Source organism: Amycolatopsis sp. NBC_01488 (genome assembly GCF_036227105.1).
Classification (GTDB): Bacteria; Actinomycetota; Actinomycetes; order Mycobacteriales; family Pseudonocardiaceae; genus Amycolatopsis.
The window spans coordinates 5,825,327-5,841,513 of the sequence record NZ_CP109434.1 but is presented as its reverse complement, the minus strand read 5'-3'; the positions used below and the strand labels follow the sequence as shown (position 1 = coordinate 5,841,513).

Sequence of the window (16,187 nt, the reverse complement as noted above, 5' to 3'; positions counted from 1 at the left end):
ATGGGATCGGGTCCGTGCGCCCCCGGTCGGCCTCGGGCCGCGCGGACGCACGCTCAGCGCTCGCGGAAAGCCGCCCCGAAGTCCACCGACGCGAACTCGCCCGCCACGACGCCGTCGGCCGCGTAGCGGTACAGCGCGGCCTGGTAGATGCCCGTCAGCGTGGTGGTGAAGATCGCGACCAGCACGGTCCACACGAGCGCCAGGCCGAGGCACACGAACACGGTCGCGGTGCCGCCGAGCAGGAAGCCCGCGAGCAGGAGCACGGCGTAGCCGGCAAGGCTGATGACGAACCCGATCAGGCCGATGCCCGCGTTGCCCACGACGTTCTCGCCCCAGGTGCGGCGGAACAGCTCGACCGAACGCTTGACGCTGCCCCGCACGCCGGCGCCCTCCAGCATGACGACGGGGAGCACCAGGAAGGTCGTGAGCCGCCAGGCCAGGCCGACCAGGCCGCTGACGATGCTCCCGAGGAAGCCGAGCCGCTCTTCGATGGTGCGCAGGACCAGGCTGACCGTCGCGGAAAGGCCGGCCCAGCCCAGCAGCGCGGGCCATCGGCGGCCGGCCGCGGCCAGGCCCGTGCCGACGCCCGGCAGGCCGCCGTCGCCGCGCAGGGCCAGGTCCGCCTGGGAGATCAGGGCGGCGTTGAAGAAGATCGCCACGAACGCCGAGACCAGGTAGAACGCCGCGAGCAGCAGATACGTGCCGGCGGTGGGCCGGACGTCGCCGGTCTGGACGTGCGCGGTGAAGAACGCCGGCGTCAGGAACACCCCGGCGACCAGCAGCCCGGCGATGCCGGCGAGCACCGGGAACCACGCGAGGCCCTTGTGGGCGCGCAGCACCCGGAGCGAAGCGACGAACAACGCGTACGAACGGGCGAGCCTGCCCATGATTCCCCCCAGGTGACCACAATGAATACCGGGGCAGCCTACCGCCGGATCAGCGACGCGCCGCCATCGCGCTCGTGTAGACGCAGACGGCCGCGGCCGTGGCCAGGTTGAGGCTCTCCGCTTTGCCGTAGACCGGAATCCGGACGGCGAGGTCGGCGCGGTCGAGGACGTCGGCGGACAGGCCGTGGGCCTCGTTGCCGAAGACCCACGCCGTCGGCTCGGCGAGATCCACCCGATCGAGTTCGGCGTCGGCATAGCCGTGCGCGGCGAACGTGCGCAGGCCCGCCGCCGAGCAGGCCGCCAGCACGTCCGGGACGTCCCGGACGCGCGCGATGGGCAGGTGGAACAGGCTGCCGGCGGCCGCGCGGACGCACTTGCCGTTGTGCGGGTCGACGGTGTCGCCCGCCAGCACGACGGCGTCGGCTCCCGCCGCGTCGGCGACGCGGATCACCGTGCCCGCGTTGCCGGGGTCGGCGACGTCGACGAGCACCACGACGAGCCGTGCGCCGGTGGCGACGGCCTCGTCGAGCGGTCGGTCGAGCAGCGCGCAGACGGCCACGATGCCTTGGGGCGTCACGGTTTCCGACAGCCCGTCGGCGGCGCGATCGGTGATCGGCGAGACCGGGACACCGGCCGCGCGGGCCGCGTCCACGAGGTCCGCGTGCTGCTCCGCCGCGCGGGAGGTGACGAACAGTTCGTGGACCGTGCCGTTCGCCAGCGCGGCTTCGACGGCGTTGGCGCCTTCGGCCAGGAAGCGGCCGGTCTTGTCGCGGTCCGCGCGCCGCGTCAGCTTGCGCGCAGCAACGACCCGGGGGGTCCGTTCGGTGAACGGATCCGCCCCGGGCCGGGGAAAGCTGCCGGTCAGGCCGACTTCGCTTCGGTGTTCACGTTGGCCTTGGCGAGCTCGGCCAGCGCGGCGAACGCGGCGGCGTCGTTGACGGCGAGGTCCGCGAGGATCTTGCGGTCGACCTCGACACCCGCGGCCTTGATGCCCTGGATGAACCGGTTGTAGGTCACGCCGTTCGCGCGGGCGGCCGCGTTGATGCGGGTGATCCACAGCTGGCGGAAGTCACCCTTGCGGGCACGGCGGTCCCGGTAGGCGTAGTTGAGCGAGTGAAGCGTCTGCTCCTTGGCCTTGCGGTACAGCCGCGAACGCTGGCCGCGGTAGCCGCTGGCCAGTTCGAGAGTTGCGCGACGCTTCTTCTGGGCGTTGACCGCCCGCTTGACGCGTGCCACGGGTCCATCCTGTCGATCTCAGGGGGCGAAGGGGGACGCCCCGGGTGGTTACTGCAAGTTCTGCGGGATCAGATGCCGAGCAGGCGCTTGACGCGGCCGGCCTCGGTCTTCGCCAGCTCGGTGGTGCCCTCGAGGCGGCGGGTGAGGCGGTTCGACTTCTTCTCCATCAGGTGGCGGCGGCCGGCCTTCTGGCGGCGCAGCTTGCCCGTGCCCGTGACGCGGATCCGCTTGGACGTCCCGCTGTGGGTCTTCATCTTCGGCATTTCAGTCCTCTTTCGTGCGGCGGCTCACCGGAGATTCCGGTGAGCCGCTGACTGTGCTGGTCGGCGCCTACGCGTCGGGAGTCGGCTCGGGGGCCGCCTCCGCCTTCGCCTTCGGCTTCACGTTCTTGTGCGGGGCCAGCACCATGATCATGTTGCGACCGTCCTGCTTGGCCGACGACTCGACGAAGCCGAGCTCCGTGACGTCTTCGGCGAGCTTCTGCAGCAGCCGGTAGCCGAGCTCCGGCCGGGACTGCTCGCGGCCGCGGAACATGATCGTGACCTTGACCTTGTTGCCCGCCGCCAGGAAGCGCGACACGTGACCCTTCTTGGTCTCGTAGTCGTGCTGGTCGATCTTGGGGCGCAGCTTCTGTTCCTTGATGACGGTCAGCTGCTGGTTGCGACGCGACTCGCGGGCCTTCTGCGCGCTCTCGTACTTGAACTTGCCGAAGTCCATGAGCTTGCACACCGGCGGGCGGGCCTGCGGCGCGACCTCGACGAGGTCGAGATCGTTCTCCTGCGCCAGGCGCAGCGCATCCTCGATCCGGACGATGCCGACCTGTTCGCCGGCGGGGCCGACGAGTCGGACCTCCGGCACCCGGATGCGGTCGTTGATGCGTGTCTCGGAGCTGATGGGGCCTCCTTGGTCCGAGGAATGTTTCCTGTTCTCGTTTCGACCTGGTGCCCACATAGCGAAGGCCCCGACACCGTTCGGTGCGCGGGGCCCACTCTGTTTCCGATCGCACCCGGCCGCGAGACCGGGTGCTTCACCCTGGACTTGCCGTCCGGGCGAGACCGGACCCGGACACCTGTACGGTGACGCGGGTGGGAGCGGGGCTCCACTTGCCGCCCCCGATCGCTCGGGGGCTGGTCGCTCGTGGAAGGGTACCAGACGTGTCAGATCAACCCTCCGAACAGCCCCCGTATTCCCCCGAGGCCCGCCACCTGGAGGACATCCCCAGCGTGGAGGTGATCAGCCGGGCCGCGGTGATGCTGCTGTCGGCCGGCGCCGAACGGCTCGGCCTGGCCGACCCGGACCCGGAGACCTCCCCCCACCGCGACCTCGACGAAGCGCGCCGGCTCATCACCGCACTGGCCGGGCTCGTCACCGCTTCCGCGGAGTACCTGGGCCTGCACGCCGGGCCGTTGCGCGACGGCCTGCAGTCGCTCCAGAAGGCCTTCCGGGAGGCTTCGGCCGTGCCGGACGAGCCTGGCAAGGGCCCCGGGGAAAAGTACACCGGCCCCGTTTACTGACCCTCCCGCTCGTCCGGCTCCTTGCCGGACGAGCCTCCCGACATCTAACATGTTAGATGTGAGTCTCTCGAAGGTCAGCCGACCGCTCCTGCGGGACGAGGCGTACGACCGCATCCGCCAGGCCATCGTCGACGGCACGCTGCCGCCCGGCACTCCCCTGCGGGACGGCGACCTCGCCGACCAGCTCGGCCTCTCCAAAGCCCCCGTCCGCGAAGCCCTCAGAAGGCTCGCCGACGACGGGCTCGTCGACTCCAAGCCGCAGAGCTACACGCGGGTCTCCGACGTGATGTCCCGCGACGTCATCGATGCCCGGCAGATCGTGCGCGTGCTGCACGAGTTCGCCGTGCGGGAGGCGGCCCCGAGATGCCGCCCCGCCGACGTCGCCGCGATGCGGGCGGCCAACGACCGCTTCGCGAAGGCCATCGAGGCCGGGGACATCGCCGCGGCCGTGAAAGCGGACGACGAGCTGCACGACGTCCCGGTCCGGCTGGCCGGCAACGCCGCGGTGGCCGCGACCCTCGACCGCTACACGCCGCTCCTGCGCCGGCTGGAGCACGCCCGGTTCAGCTCCACGCTGGCCTGGAACTCGGTCGAGCGCCACACGACGCTCATCGACGCGCTCGAAGCGCACGACACCGACACCGCCGTCTCCGTGATCTCGACCATCTGGACCGACCTCCTGGAGGACCGATGACCCTCGCCGACTTCCCGCGCTTCCCCCTGTTGTTCGGCCCGTCGCCGGTGCACCCGCTCGAACGCCTCACCGCGCACCTCGGCGGCGCGAACGTCTGGGCCAAGCGTGAAGACGTCAACTCGGGCCTGGCCTTCGGCGGCAACAAGACCCGCAAGCTCGAGTACCTCGTCGCGGACGCCCTGAACGAGGGCGCGGACACGCTCGTCTCCATCGGCGGCGTCCAGTCCAACCACACCCGGCAGGTCGCGGCCGCCGCGGCGCGCGCCGGGCTGAAGGCCGTGCTGGTGCAGGAAAGCTGGGTCGACTGGCCCGACCCGCTCTACGACAAGGTCGGCAACATCCAGCTCTCGCGGATTCTCGGCGCGGACGTCCGGCTCGTCGACGCCGGCTTCGGCATCGGCTTCAAGCAGGCGTGGGAGGACGCCGTCGCGGAGATCGAGGCCGACGGCGGGAAGCCGTACCCCATCCCGGCCGGCGCGTCGGACCACCGGCTCGGCGGGCTCGGCTTCGCGAACTGGGTCGTCGAACTCGAGGAGCAAGAAGAAGAACTGGGCGTCTTCTTCGACACGGTGATCGTCTGCTCGGTCACCGGCAGCACCCAGGGCGGCATGGTCGCGGGCACCGCGCTCGGCAAGAAGCGGCGCATCCTCGGCATCGACGCCTCCGCGAAGCCCGAAGAAACCCGCGAGCAGGTCACGCGGATCGCGCGCACCACCGCCGAACTGATCGGCGCCGGGGAGATCGCGGACGTCGAGCTGGACGACCGTTACCACGCGGGGATCTACGGCATCCCGGACAAGTCCACTGTGGACGCCATCGAGACGTGCGCGCGACTGGAAGGGATGATCACCGATCCCGTGTACGAGGGCAAGTCCATGGCGGGCCTCATCGACCTGGTCGGCCGCGGGGAAATCGGCAAAGACTCGAACGTCCTCTACGCCCACCTCGGCGGGCAGCCCGCGCTCAACGGCTACACGAGCGTCCTCGGCTGAGCACCCCGGGGCCGGGAAACCGGCCCCGGGAAAGCCTCAGTCCAGCACGCAGAGCACGTCGATCTCGACGAGGAGCTCGCCCGGGAGGCCGACGTACACCGTCGTGCGGGCGGCGTGCGGCGCGTCGCCGATCAGCTCGTCGTAGACCTCGTTGAACGGCGCGAAGTGCGCCGTGTCGGTCAGGTACACCCGCACCATGATCGCGTCGGCCAGGCTCGAACCCGCCTCGGCCAGCACGGCTTCGATGTTCTTGAACGTCTGGCGGGTCTGGCCCACGACGTCCTCGCCGACGACGGCGCCGGTCGCCGGGTCGAAGCCGACCTGGCCGGCGACCTGCAGCAGGTTCCCCTTGCGGACGGCCTGCGAGAACTTCGCCGGCGGCTTCGGCGCGTTCTCGGTGGAAACTGCCGTCTTGCTCATCAGTGCCCCTTTCCGTTCTCCGTCCATCCACTGTGGACGGAAGCTTCCGTGGTCGCGGCGCGCAGGTCCGGGACCAGTGCCAGCAGGCCTTCGTAGTCGAGCAGGACCTTCGGCACCGACATCGACGCGGCGGCCAGGACTTCGCCGTCCGCGCCGCGGACCGGCGCCGCGATGCAGTGGATGAAGTCCTCGTGCTCGGCGTTGTCGACGGCGTACCCGAGCCGGCCCACGCGCTCCAGCTCGGCGAGGTACGCCTCGGGCGTGGTGATCGTGTTCGACGTCAGGACCGGGTACTCGATCGAGTGCGCGATCTCCTCGCGGCGCGCCGGGGGCATCGCCGCGACCAGCACCTTGCCGACCGCCGTGCAGTGCAGCGGCGCCCGCTTGCCGACGCGGGAGTACATCCGCACCGAATGCCGGCCCTCGTACTTGTCGATGTAGACGACTTCGCCGTCGTCGTAGCTGGCCAGGTGCACGGTGTGCCCGGTGCGCGCGTTGAGCGCGGCCAGCGCGGGCTGGGCGCTGCGGCGGACGTCGATCGAGTCGAGGGCCTGGTTGGCGAGGTCGAACATGGCGCTGCCGAGCCGGTAGTACCGCGTGCCTTCGCGCCGGACGAAGTGGTGCTGCTCGAGGGTGCGCAGCAGGCGCAGCACGGTCGACTTGTGCACGCCGATCTCGTCGGCGAGGTCGTCGAGCGTGCGAGCGTCCTTCGCGATCGAGTTCAGCAGGGTCAACGCGCGGTCGAGACTCTGGCTCACGTGAGCACCACGCCCTCTCCGGTCAGCCGGGCCGAACGCCACTCGTCCGGGTCCGCGGTGAGCAGGCTATCCACGACCGTGCGCGGCAGCGGCACCCCGACGTCGTCGTGGGTGAGCAGGGTCGCGGCCGCCTGCAGATGGCCCTGCCGCAGCCGGGCCAGTGGCTCGGCGCCGCGCAGGGTGGCGGCGAGGAAGCCCGCGGCGAACGCGTCCCCGGCGCCGACCGGCTCGAAGACGTCCACCCGCAACGCGGGCGCGAACAGCGGCTCCCCTTCGACCAGCGTCGCGCCGCGTTCGCCGTGCTTGACGACGAGCGTGCGCGGCCCGGGCAGCAGCGCCCGCAGCTCGGCCGGGTCGCCGGTCCCCCAGACGTGCCGGGCCTCGTCGTCGCCGGTCAGGACGATGTCGGCCTGCCCGGCCAGTTCGGCGAGCAGGTGCGGGTCGCGGCCCGCCCACAGCGCGGGCCGCAGGTTGACGTCGAACGAGATCAGCCGGTCGCCGCGGGGCAGCTCCAGCAGGGCGCGCACCAGCGCGAGGCAGCTCTCGGACAGCGCGGGGGTGATGCCGGACAGGTGCAGCACGCGGACGCCGTCGAGATCGAGCCGGTCCAGCAGCGAAGGGCCCATCCCGGACGCCGCCGAGCCCGCCCGGTAGTAGCGCACCGGGCTGCCGCCGGCGCCGCTTTCCTTGATGTAGAGGCCGGTCGGGCGCAGCGGGTCGACGAAGCACGCGCTGACGTCGACGCCGGCCGCGGAGATTTCGCGCAGCATCGCGCGCCCGAACGGGTCGTCCCCGACCGCGCTCACCCAGCCGCTCGGCACGCCCAGCGCCGGCAGGTGGCAGGCGACGTTCGACTCGGCGCCGCCGATCGTGCGCGTCCACCGCTTCACCTCGTCCGGCGGGCCGGGTTCGGCGGGCACGAACAGCGCCATCGACTCGCCGACACAGAGCACCTCGGGCCCGCTCGTCACTTTCCGTCTCCCCTGTCCGTCACCCCGTTGACCTGTGGCGACCCGGATGCTACACCTATGGCACTCAAAATGCGCAACAGTCGTTGCAACATACGCAACCGAGGTCGCCGCCGATGAACCCTTGCCTGATGGACCCCGCCGCGCTCGCCGCCCTCCGCGACGAGCGGATCGACTGGCGCTTCCGCTCGGCCGCCCCCGCCCTGACCGGGCTCACGCTCACCGAAGCCGCGGACCGGCGGCTGAACCTGTTCACCGACGGGTTCTTCGCGCCCTTCGTCGTCCTCGACGACGACGCTCTCGAGCACAACCTGCGCACGATGGCCGCGTGGTGCGCCGCCCGCGGCGTCGTGCTCGCCCCGCACGGCAAGACCACCATGGCCCCGCAGCTGTTCGCTCGCCAGATCGAGCACGGCGCGTGGGGCATCACCTGCGCGAACGCCGGCCACCTCCGGATCTACCGCGCGTTCGGCGTCTCCCGGATCCTGCTGGCCAACCAGCTCCTGGACCCCTCGGGCCTGCGCTGGCTGGCCGCCGAGCTGGCGGCCGACCCGGACTTCGAGTTCGTCTGCTGGGTCGACTCGGTCCGCGGCGTCGAGCTGATGACCGAGGCCCTCGCCGGCACCGAGCGTCCGGTGGACGTCCTCCTCGAGCTGGGCGCCGACGGCGGCCGCACGGGCGTCCGGGACACCCCGACCGCCCTGGCCGTGGCCGAAGCGGTCCACGCGAGCCCGGCGTTGCGGCTGCGCGGCACCGGCGGCTATGAGGGCGCGCTCTCGCACGACACCGACGAAGCCGCGCTCGCCAAGATCAGTTCCTATGTGGACGGTTTACGCGACCTCGCGATCACGTTCGCGGACAAGGGCATGCTCGACGGCCAGATCATCGTCACCGCCGGCGGGAGCGCGTACTTCGACCAGGTCGCGAACGAGCTGACGAAGCCGTGGCCTGACGGTCTCGACGTGCTGCCGGTGCTGCGCAGCGGCGCGTACGTCACCCACGACGACGGCTTCTACCGCCAGATCTCCCCGCTCGGCGACCACCCGCGTATCGACGGCGTCGAGTCGTTCCGGCCCGCGCTCCGGGCCTGGGCGCAGGTGACGTCGAAGCCGTCGGACGAACTGGCGCTGCTGACCATCGGCAAGCGCGACGCGTCCTTCGACGAGGGCATGCCCGAGCCGCAGCTGCGCCGTACCCCGAACGGCCCCGCCGAGCCGCTCGAAGGCCACGTCGTCGCGAAGATGAACGACCAGCACGCGTTCCTCACCCTGCCCGCCGGGTCGCCGGTCGAGGTCGGCGACTGGATCGGGCTCGGCCTGTCCCACCCGTGCACGGTGTTCGACAAGTGGCCGCTGCTGCCGGTGACCGCGGCCGACGGCGAAACCGTCGTCGACCTGGTCCGGACGTGGTTCTGATGGACGTCGTCGTCCAGAACGCGCTGGTCGCCGACGGCACCGGCGACGCGATGACGCGCCACGACGTCGGCATCACCGGCGGCCGGATCGCGGAGGTCGCCGACGCGGGCTCGCTCACCGGCCGCCGCACGATCGACGCCGGCGGGCTGGTGCTCGCGCCCGGGTTCATCGACATGCATTCGCACTCCGACCTGCAGCTGCTGGCCAATCCGGAGCACCCGGCCAAGATCACCCAGGGCGTCACGACCGAGGTGCTCGGCCAGGACGGGCTGTCGTACGCGCCGGTCGACGACGCCGTCCTGGAGGCGCTGCGGCAGCAGCTCGCCGGCTGGAACGACGACCCGGCCGGGTTCGCCTGGAACTGGCGCTCGGTCGGCGAGTACCTCGACCGGCTCGACCAGGGCATCGCCGTCAACGCGGCGTACCTCGTGCCGCAGGGCACCGTCCGGATGCTCGCCGTCGGCTGGGACGACCGCCCCGCCACCGATGCCGAGCTGACCCGGATGAAGGACCTCGTCGCCACCGGCCTGGCCGAAGGCGCGATGGGGATGTCGTCGGGGCTCACCTACACGCCGGGGATGTACGCCGAGACGAGCGAGCTGGTCGAGCTGTGCCATGTGGTCGCCGAAGGCGGCGGGTTCTACAGCCCGCACCACCGCAGCTACGGCAAGGGCGCGCTCGAAGCGTTCGCCGAGATGATCGAGGTGAGCAGACAATCCGGCTGTCCCCTGCACCTGGCGCACGCGACGATGAACTTCTCGGTGAACAAAGGAAAAGCACCCGACCTGCTGAAGCTGCTGGACGAAGCGCTCGACGACGGCTGCGACATCAGCCTCGACACCTACCCCTACCTGCCGGGCGCGACCTACCTCTCGGCGCTGCTGCCGAGCTGGGCCACCGAAGGCGGCCTCGACGCGACGCTCGCCCGGCTGTCCGATGTGGACGAACGGGAGCGGATTCGCGCCGCGATCGAGGAGTCCGGTTCGGACGGTGCGCACGGCGTCCCGATCGACTGGGACGCCATCGAAATCAACGGCGTCCGCCACGACCACAACGCCCACCTGGTGGGGCACAGCGTCGCCGCGTCGGCCCGCACCACCGGAACCACCCCGGCGGAGCTCTACTTCGACACGCTGCTCGACGAGAAGCTCGGCACGTCGTGCCTGATGCACGTCGGCCACGAGGAGAACGTCCAGGCCATCATGCGGCACCGCACGCACACCGGCGGCAGCGACGGCCTGCTCGTCGGTGCGCGGCCGCACCCGCGCGCGTGGGGCACGTTCCCCCGCTACCTGGCCCGCTACGTCCGCGAACTGGGCGTGCTGGACCTCGCCGAGTGCGTCGCCCACCTCACCGGGCGGGCCGCACGCCGGCTGCGGCTGACCGACCGCGGGCTGGTCCGCGCCGGGTACGCCGCCGACCTGGTGCTGTTCGACCCGGACACGGTCGCCGACACCGCCACCTTCGACGACCCGCGGCAGCCCGCCGCGGGCATCACGCACGTCTTCGTCAACGGCGTCGCCGCGCTCGACGACGGCCGTCCGACCGGCGCCCTCGCCGGACACTCCCTGCGCAACCCCCGGAGAGCCCGATGATCCACTGGCTGCAACACACCACGGGCGGGCTGCTCACGCTCGCCGCCGTCTCGATCGCCGTCCTGCTGCTGCTGATCGTCAAGCTCAAGATCGAGCCGTTCATCGCCCTGATCGTGGTCGGGCTGCTCACCGCGCTGGCGGCGGGGCTGCCGGTCGGCACGATCGTCGGCACCGCGCAGAAGTCGTCGGACTCCTTGCTGGAGAAGGGGTTCGGCAGCATCCTCGGGCACATCACGGCGATCATCGGGCTCGGCACGTTGCTCGGGTCGATCCTGGAACGCTCCGGCGGCGCGAAGGTGCTCACCGGGGCCTTGCTGCGGGGCTTCGGCGAGAAGCGGGCGCCGCTGGCCATGGGGGTCGCCGGGTTCATCTTCGGCATCCCGGTGTTCTTCGACATCGGCATCTTCGTGCTGGCGCCGCTGGTGTACGTCGCCGCGAAGCAGGGAAAGCGCTCGCTGGTGCTCTACGCGATGCCGCTGATCGCGGGCCTGTCGATCACGCACGCCTTCCTGCCGCCCCACCCCGGCCCGGTCGCGGCGGCCGGGCTGCTGCACGTCGAACTGGGCTGGATCATCCTGATGGGCCTGGCCTGCGGCATCCCCGCGTTCCTCGTCGGCGGCGTGCTCTACGCGACCTGGATCGGCAAGCGCATCGACGTCGAGGTGCCCCAGGAGATGATCGTCGCCGAGGAAGAAGGCGAACAAGAGGAAGATGTGCCGTCGCTGGCGCTGGTCGGCTCGATCATCGCGGTGCCGCTGGTGCTGATCCTGGCCGGCACCTTCGGGAGCATCTGGCTGCCGAAGGGCTCCGCGCTGTCGGGCGTCGCCGCGTTCGTCGGCACGCCCGCCGTCGCGCTCACCGTCGCCGTGCTGCTCGCGTCCTGGCTGCTCGGGCTGCGGCGCGGGTTCACCGGCAAGGACCTCAACGAACTGGCCGCGAAGTCGCTGCGGCCGGTCGCGATGATCCTGCTCGTCGTCGGCGCGGGCGCGTTCTTCGGCGCGGTGCTCTCGGCCACCGGCATCGGCAAGGCCGTCGCCGACTCGCTGCACGACGCGGGACTGCCGGTGCTGCTCGCGGCGTACGTCATCAGCTGCGGCATGCGGATCGCGCAGGGTTCGGCGACCGTCGCGATCGTGACCACGAGCGGGATCATCGCGCCGACCGTGGCGCAGCTCGGGTATTCGCAGGTGCAGCTGGCCTTGCTGGTCATGGCGATCTCCGCCGGGTCGATCATCGCCTCGCACGTCAACGACGGTGGCTTCTGGATCGTTTCGCGGTACTTCAACATGAGCGTGGTCCAGACGCTGAAGTCGTGGACCGCACTCGAAACCGTGCTTTCCGTTTCCGGATTCGCGGTTTCGGCATTGCTCATGGCTGTGGTCTAGACCATACTGGAGGGAAGCCGCCACCCGAACCCGTTGGGAGACAATGACGATGACCGGACTTTCCCGTCGCACGTTCCTCGGCGCCGCCGCGGGGGCGAGTGCTGCGACCGTTCTCGGTGCGCAATTCGCCACCGCGGCCACCACATCGAAGGGCTGCATCGCCGGAGGAACCGTGTACATCGGCAGCTACACCAGCGGGGCGAGCGGCCACGGCCTCGACGTCTCGAGCCGGTCGGGCGCCACGCTGGGCCCGGTCCGGACGGTACCGGGCATCACCGACACGTCGTGGTTCGACCGCAGTGCCGACGGCAAGACGTTGTACGTCACCAACGAAGGCGACCCGAACGGGTACGTCTCGGCGCTGAACATCGCCGACGCCACGAAACCCCAGCTGCTCAACAAGGTTCCGTCCAAGGGCGGCGCGCCGACGCACCTGAGCGTGCACTCGAGCCGGAGGTACGTGCTGGCGGCGAACTACAGCTCGGGCAGCGTCGTCGTGCTGCCGATCCTGGCCGGCGGCAAGCTCGGCGCGGCGACCGACCTGGTGACGCACCAGGCCGACTCCGGGCAGGCCCACGCCCACCAGGTCGTCAACGACCCCAGCGGGCGCTGGGTGCTGTCGGTCGACCTCGGCGCCGATTCGGTGTACGTCTACTCGTTGGACGTCGCCACCGGGAAGCTCGCGCTGCACCAGCAGCTCAAGCTGCCGGCCGGAGCCGGGCCGCGGCACCTCGCGTTCGACCGGACCGGGACGTTCGCCTACATCCTGCAGGAGCTGCGGCCGGAGGTGACCGTCGCGAGCTGGGACGCGGCCACCGGGACGCTGAAGGCGCTTTCCGTCGTCCCGGCCGTGCCGCCGGGCAGCACCGGGGACCTCTTCCCGGGCGAGATCGCCCTGTCGAAGGACGGGAAGTTCGCCTACGCCACCGTCCGTGGTCCCAACACCCTGGCGACGTTCGCCGTCGCCGGTGCCTCGCTGAAGCTGGTGTCCACTGTGTCCACTGGCGGCAACTGGCCGCGGCACGTGGCCCTCGACCCGGGAGAGAACTGGTTCTACGTCTCGAACCAGCGCTCCGGCACCGTCACCTGGCTGCCGCGCGACCCGGCCACCGGCCTGCCCGGCGCGGTCGCCGGCAGCCTGGCCGTCCCCGACGTCAACTCCGTCTACTTCGCCTGAGCACAAAGCCTCGTGAGTGCGTAACGGTGTTCTAACACTGTTACGCACTCACGACGGCACCCACTGGAGGATTCCCATGAGACTGCGCCGCACCCTTCCCGTCGTCGCGGGACTGGCCCTGCTGGCCGGCTGCGCGCCCACCCAGTCGGCGCCCGCCGGCTCCGGCGGGGACGACAAGACCGGCACCGTCCGCGTCTGGCTGTTCGACGAGGCCAACCGCGCGCCGAAGGAGGCGGCGGTCAAGGACGCCATCACCGAGTTCAAGGCCGCCCACCAGGGCGTCGAGGTGGACGTCCAGTGGGTGCCGGTCGAAGGCCGCGCCGACAAGTTCTCCGGCGCCTTCAACGACCCGGCCAACGCGCCGGACGTCGCCGAGTTCGGCAACACCGACGTCTCCAGCTACGCCGCCACCGGCGCGCTCGCCGACCTGACCGGCGACCTCGCGTCGTGGAGCGAGGGCAAGGACCTCATCCCGACCGTGCTGGACACCGCGAAGTCCGGCGGCAAGAACTACGGCCTGCCCTGGTACACCGGCATCCGCGCGCTCTACTACCGCACCGACGTCTTCACCGAGCTGGGTCTCAAGCCGCCCACGACGCTTTCGGAGCTGACCGACGACGCCCGCAAGATCCGCGCCGCGAAGCCGGACCTCTACGGCATCGCCGTCGGCGGCAAGTACACCTACGCGATGCTGCCGTTCCTCTGGGCCAACGGCGGCGAGCTGGCGCAGGAGAGCGGCGGCAAGTGGCAGTCCACGGTCACCGGCGAGCAGGCCAAGGCGGGCGTGACGCAGTACGCGAACCTGCTCAAGGACGACATCTGCCCGCCTGCGCAGTGCGCGAACCTGACCGGCACGCAGAGCGTCACGGCGTTCGCCGGCGGCAAGGCCGGGATGACGATCGGCGGCGACTTCAACCGCAAGGCCGTCGAGCAGGGCACGGTGAAGGGCAAGTACGCCGTCGTCCCGATTCCGGGCACGACCGCGGGCAGCATCGCCCCCGCGTTCGCCGGCGGCAACCTCCTGGGCGTCTTCAACGCCGGCAAGCACCGCGGCCTCGCACTCGAGTTCATCGAGCTGCTCGGCGGCGCGAAGTACCAGGAGAAGATGTACACGGCGATGGGGAACCTGCCGACCTTGAGCAGCGTGCAGCAGAAGCTCGCCGCGAACGACCCGTTCCTCAAGCCGTTCGTCGACACGCTGAAGGCGGGCACGAAGTTCGTCCCGGCGACCCCGGCGTGGTCGAAGATCGACAGCCAGAACGTGCTGCCGACGGCCGTCCAGCAGATCGCGACCGGTGGCAAGGACCCGGCGGCGGCGCTGGCCGACGCGGCTGCGGCGATGGACAAGGCCTTCGGCTAGTGGTGACCGTCCAGGAAGTCCCTTCCGTCACGGCCCCCGCGCGGAGGCCGCGGCGGAAGGGGGACGGCCGGGCCGCCGCGCTCTACCTCGCCCCGGCGGGCATCCTGCTCGCGGCGATGCTGGCGTACCCGATCTACCAGCTGGTCCTGATCTCGTTCTACGACTACGGCCAGCCGCAGGCCGCGGGCAACGCGCCGTTGGTGTTCCTCGGCTTCGCGAACTACACCGACCTGCTGTCCCAGGCGCAGTTCTGGAGCGTGCTCGGCAAGACGGTCGGCTTCGCCGCGGCCTGCGTCGTCGGTTCGCTCGTCGTCGGCACCGGGCTCGCGGTGCTGGCGAGCCGGGTGCGTTCCCTCCCCCGGACGCTGCTGTTCCTCGCCGCGCTCGGCGCGTGGTCGACCCCGGCGATCGCGGGCTCCTACGTCTGGCTGTTCCTCTTCGACACCGACTTCGGCCTGGTCAACGAGGTCCTGTCGGGAATCGGACTGCCGTTCGAGCATCACTCGTGGACCTTCGGCACGCTCGGCGCGTTCGGGCTGGTCGCCGCCGAGGTGATCTGGTGCTCGTTCCCGTTCGTGCTGGTCACGATGTACGCGGGGATCAAGGGCGTACCGGACGAGGTGCTCGAAGCCGCGTCGCTCGACGGCGCGTCGGTGTGGCGGACGACCTGGTCGATCGTGCTGCCGATGGTGCGCCCGCTGCTGATGATCGCGACCGTGCAGTCGATCATCTGGGACTTCAAGGTGTTCACCCAGATCTACGTGATGACCAACGGCGGCGGTGTCGCCGGGCGCAACCTGGTCCTCAACGTCTATGCGTACCAACAGGCTTTCGCCGGGCAGGAATACGGCCTCGGCTCGGCGATCGGAGTCGTCATGACGCTGTTGCTGCTGTCGGTCACCGGGCTGTACGTCCGGTCGCAGCGCCGGAGCGCGGCATGGCTGTGAGACGTCCCGGGCGGCTGGTCGCCGAAGTCGTGACGGTCGTGATCGCGGGAATCGTCGCGTTCCCGCTGTACTGGATGCTGCTCTCGGCGGTCAAGCCGCCGGGCGAGATCCAGTCGGCGAACCCGAAGCCGTGGACGTTCAGCCCGTCGTTCGACAGCTTCACGCGCGTGCTCACCGTGTCCGGCTTCGGGCGGTACTTCGTGAACAGCCTGGTGGTGGCGCTGGTCGTCGTGGTGTTGTCGCTGCTGCTGTCGTTCCTCTCGGCGGTCGCGCTGACGCGGTTCTCGTTCAAGGGCCGGACCGTGCTGCTGGTGCTGATCCTGGTCGCCCAGATGGTGCCGGTGGAGGCGCTGACCATCCCGCTGTTCTTCCTGATGCGCCAGATCGGCGGCGTCGCACCCGCGTTCGGGCTGAACGAGCTGGGCTCGCTGGTGCTGGTGCACCTGGCGTTCAGCCTGCCGTTCGCGATCTGGATGCTGCGCGGGTTCGTCGCCGCGGTGCCGGTCGAACTCGAAGAAGCGGCGAAGCTCGACGGCGCGTCGCGGATGCGGTTCACCTGGCAGATCCTGTTCCCGCTGGTGGCGCCCGGGCTCGTGGCCGTGAGCGTGCTCGCGTTCATCCACGCCTGGAACGACTTCCTCTTCGCCAAGACGTTCATCATCTCCAAGACCGAGAACCAGACGCTGCCCCAGGCGATCCTGGTGTTCTTCAAGCCGGAGGACACCGACTGGGGTGCGGTGATGGCGTCCTCGACCCTGATGACGATCCCGGTGCTCGTGTTCTTCGTCCTCGTGCAACGACGGCTGGTGTCCGGGATGGCCGGCGCCGTGAAGGGCTGA

The 16,187-nt window shown here is 70.6% G+C and carries 18 protein-coding genes; 10 read left to right on the top strand and 8 right to left on the bottom strand.

The genetic code is table 11. From position 1 onward, the window contains the following. Positions 1-53 precede the first annotated feature (53 nt). From OG738_RS27750 to infC, 5 genes are all read right to left on the bottom strand, one after another. Positions 54-887, bottom strand: coding sequence for a DUF6159 family protein (locus OG738_RS27750; protein WP_329045246.1), 834 nt, complete (start codon positions 885-887; stop codon positions 54-56). Between the two features lie 49 nt (positions 888-936). Continuing rightward, positions 937-1,752, bottom strand: coding sequence for a TrmH family RNA methyltransferase (locus OG738_RS27745; RefSeq protein ID WP_329056857.1), 816 nt, complete (start codon positions 1,750-1,752; stop codon positions 937-939). Next, positions 1,749-2,123, bottom strand: a complete 375-nt coding sequence (gene rplT, locus OG738_RS27740; RefSeq protein WP_155546205.1) for a 50S ribosomal protein L20 — start codon at positions 2,121-2,123, stop codon at positions 1,749-1,751. The genes OG738_RS27745 and rplT overlap by 4 nt, the downstream gene beginning before the upstream one ends. Before the next feature lie 68 nt (positions 2,124-2,191). Then, positions 2,192-2,386: a 50S ribosomal protein L35 gene (gene rpmI / locus OG738_RS27735; protein ID WP_086672342.1), complete on the bottom strand. Its 195-nt coding sequence runs from the start codon at positions 2,384-2,386 to the stop codon at positions 2,192-2,194. Between the two features lie 67 nt (positions 2,387-2,453). After that, entirely contained in the window at positions 2,454-3,074 is a 621-nt protein-coding gene (infC, locus tag OG738_RS27730) for a translation initiation factor IF-3 (protein WP_086856944.1), read from the bottom strand. A gap of 203 nt (positions 3,075-3,277) precedes the next feature. Between infC and OG738_RS27725 the strand changes: the two genes are divergently transcribed. The 3 genes from OG738_RS27725 to OG738_RS27715 all read left to right on the top strand — a co-directional run bounded on the left by OG738_RS27725 (position 3,278) and on the right by OG738_RS27715 (position 5,323). Further along, entirely contained in the window at positions 3,278-3,637 is a 360-nt protein-coding gene (locus tag OG738_RS27725) for a DUF1844 domain-containing protein (RefSeq protein ID WP_329045238.1), read from the top strand. 88 nt (positions 3,638-3,725) lie between these two features. After that, on the top strand, positions 3,726-4,331 hold the full coding sequence (locus tag OG738_RS27720; protein ID WP_442875957.1) for a GntR family transcriptional regulator: 606 nt from the start codon (positions 3,726-3,728) through the stop codon (positions 4,329-4,331). Then, the gene (locus OG738_RS27715; protein ID WP_329045236.1) at positions 4,328-5,323 is read left to right on the top strand and encodes a 1-aminocyclopropane-1-carboxylate deaminase; all 996 of its coding nucleotides are present in this window, start codon (positions 4,328-4,330) and stop codon (positions 5,321-5,323) included. The genes OG738_RS27720 and OG738_RS27715 overlap by 4 nt, the downstream gene beginning before the upstream one ends. A gap of 36 nt (positions 5,324-5,359) precedes the next feature. Here OG738_RS27715 and OG738_RS27710 read toward each other — a convergent pair whose 3' ends face one another. Genes OG738_RS27710 through OG738_RS27700 form a run of 3 tightly spaced genes read right to left on the bottom strand, consistent with a single transcriptional unit; the run spans position 5,360 to position 7,472 of the window. Continuing rightward, positions 5,360-5,743, bottom strand: coding sequence for a RidA family protein (locus OG738_RS27710; protein ID WP_329045234.1), 384 nt, complete (start codon positions 5,741-5,743; stop codon positions 5,360-5,362). After that, positions 5,743-6,501 (bottom strand): IclR family transcriptional regulator, encoded by a 759-nt coding sequence (locus OG738_RS27705; protein ID WP_329045232.1) that lies wholly within the window; start codon positions 6,499-6,501, stop codon positions 5,743-5,745. Before OG738_RS27705 ends, OG738_RS27710 begins: the two co-directional genes overlap by 1 nt. Continuing rightward, positions 6,498-7,472 (bottom strand): sugar kinase, encoded by a 975-nt coding sequence (locus tag OG738_RS27700; RefSeq protein WP_329045231.1) that lies wholly within the window; start codon positions 7,470-7,472, stop codon positions 6,498-6,500. The genes OG738_RS27705 and OG738_RS27700 overlap by 4 nt, the downstream gene beginning before the upstream one ends. A 113-nt stretch (positions 7,473-7,585) precedes the next feature. On the opposite strand from OG738_RS27700, the gene OG738_RS27695 reads away from it, so the two are divergent. From OG738_RS27695 to OG738_RS27665, 7 genes are all read left to right on the top strand, one after another. Further along, complete coding sequence (locus OG738_RS27695) at positions 7,586-8,884, top strand: amino acid deaminase (protein WP_329045230.1); 1,299 nt, start codon at positions 7,586-7,588, stop codon at positions 8,882-8,884. Beyond that, a complete protein-coding gene (locus OG738_RS27690) occupies positions 8,884-10,479 on the top strand; it encodes an N-acyl-D-amino-acid deacylase family protein (protein ID WP_329045228.1) in 1,596 nt (531 codons plus the stop codon). Before OG738_RS27695 ends, OG738_RS27690 begins: the two co-directional genes overlap by 1 nt. Continuing rightward, the gene (locus OG738_RS27685; protein ID WP_329045227.1) at positions 10,476-11,864 is read left to right on the top strand and encodes a GntP family permease; all 1,389 of its coding nucleotides are present in this window, start codon (positions 10,476-10,478) and stop codon (positions 11,862-11,864) included. Before OG738_RS27690 ends, OG738_RS27685 begins: the two co-directional genes overlap by 4 nt. A gap of 43 nt (positions 11,865-11,907) precedes the next feature. Next, positions 11,908-13,041 (top strand): lactonase family protein, encoded by a 1,134-nt coding sequence (locus tag OG738_RS27680; protein WP_442875814.1) that lies wholly within the window; start codon positions 11,908-11,910, stop codon positions 13,039-13,041. A 76-nt stretch (positions 13,042-13,117) separates the two neighbouring features. Then, the gene (locus tag OG738_RS27675; protein WP_329045224.1) at positions 13,118-14,401 is read left to right on the top strand and encodes an extracellular solute-binding protein; all 1,284 of its coding nucleotides are present in this window, start codon (positions 13,118-13,120) and stop codon (positions 14,399-14,401) included. Then, the gene (locus OG738_RS27670; RefSeq protein ID WP_442875813.1) at positions 14,401-15,348 is read left to right on the top strand and encodes a carbohydrate ABC transporter permease; all 948 of its coding nucleotides are present in this window, start codon (positions 14,401-14,403) and stop codon (positions 15,346-15,348) included. The genes OG738_RS27675 and OG738_RS27670 overlap by 1 nt, the downstream gene beginning before the upstream one ends. Further along, positions 15,339-16,187: a carbohydrate ABC transporter permease gene (locus tag OG738_RS27665; RefSeq protein ID WP_329045221.1), complete on the top strand. Its 849-nt coding sequence runs from the start codon at positions 15,339-15,341 to the stop codon at positions 16,185-16,187. The genes OG738_RS27670 and OG738_RS27665 overlap by 10 nt, the downstream gene beginning before the upstream one ends.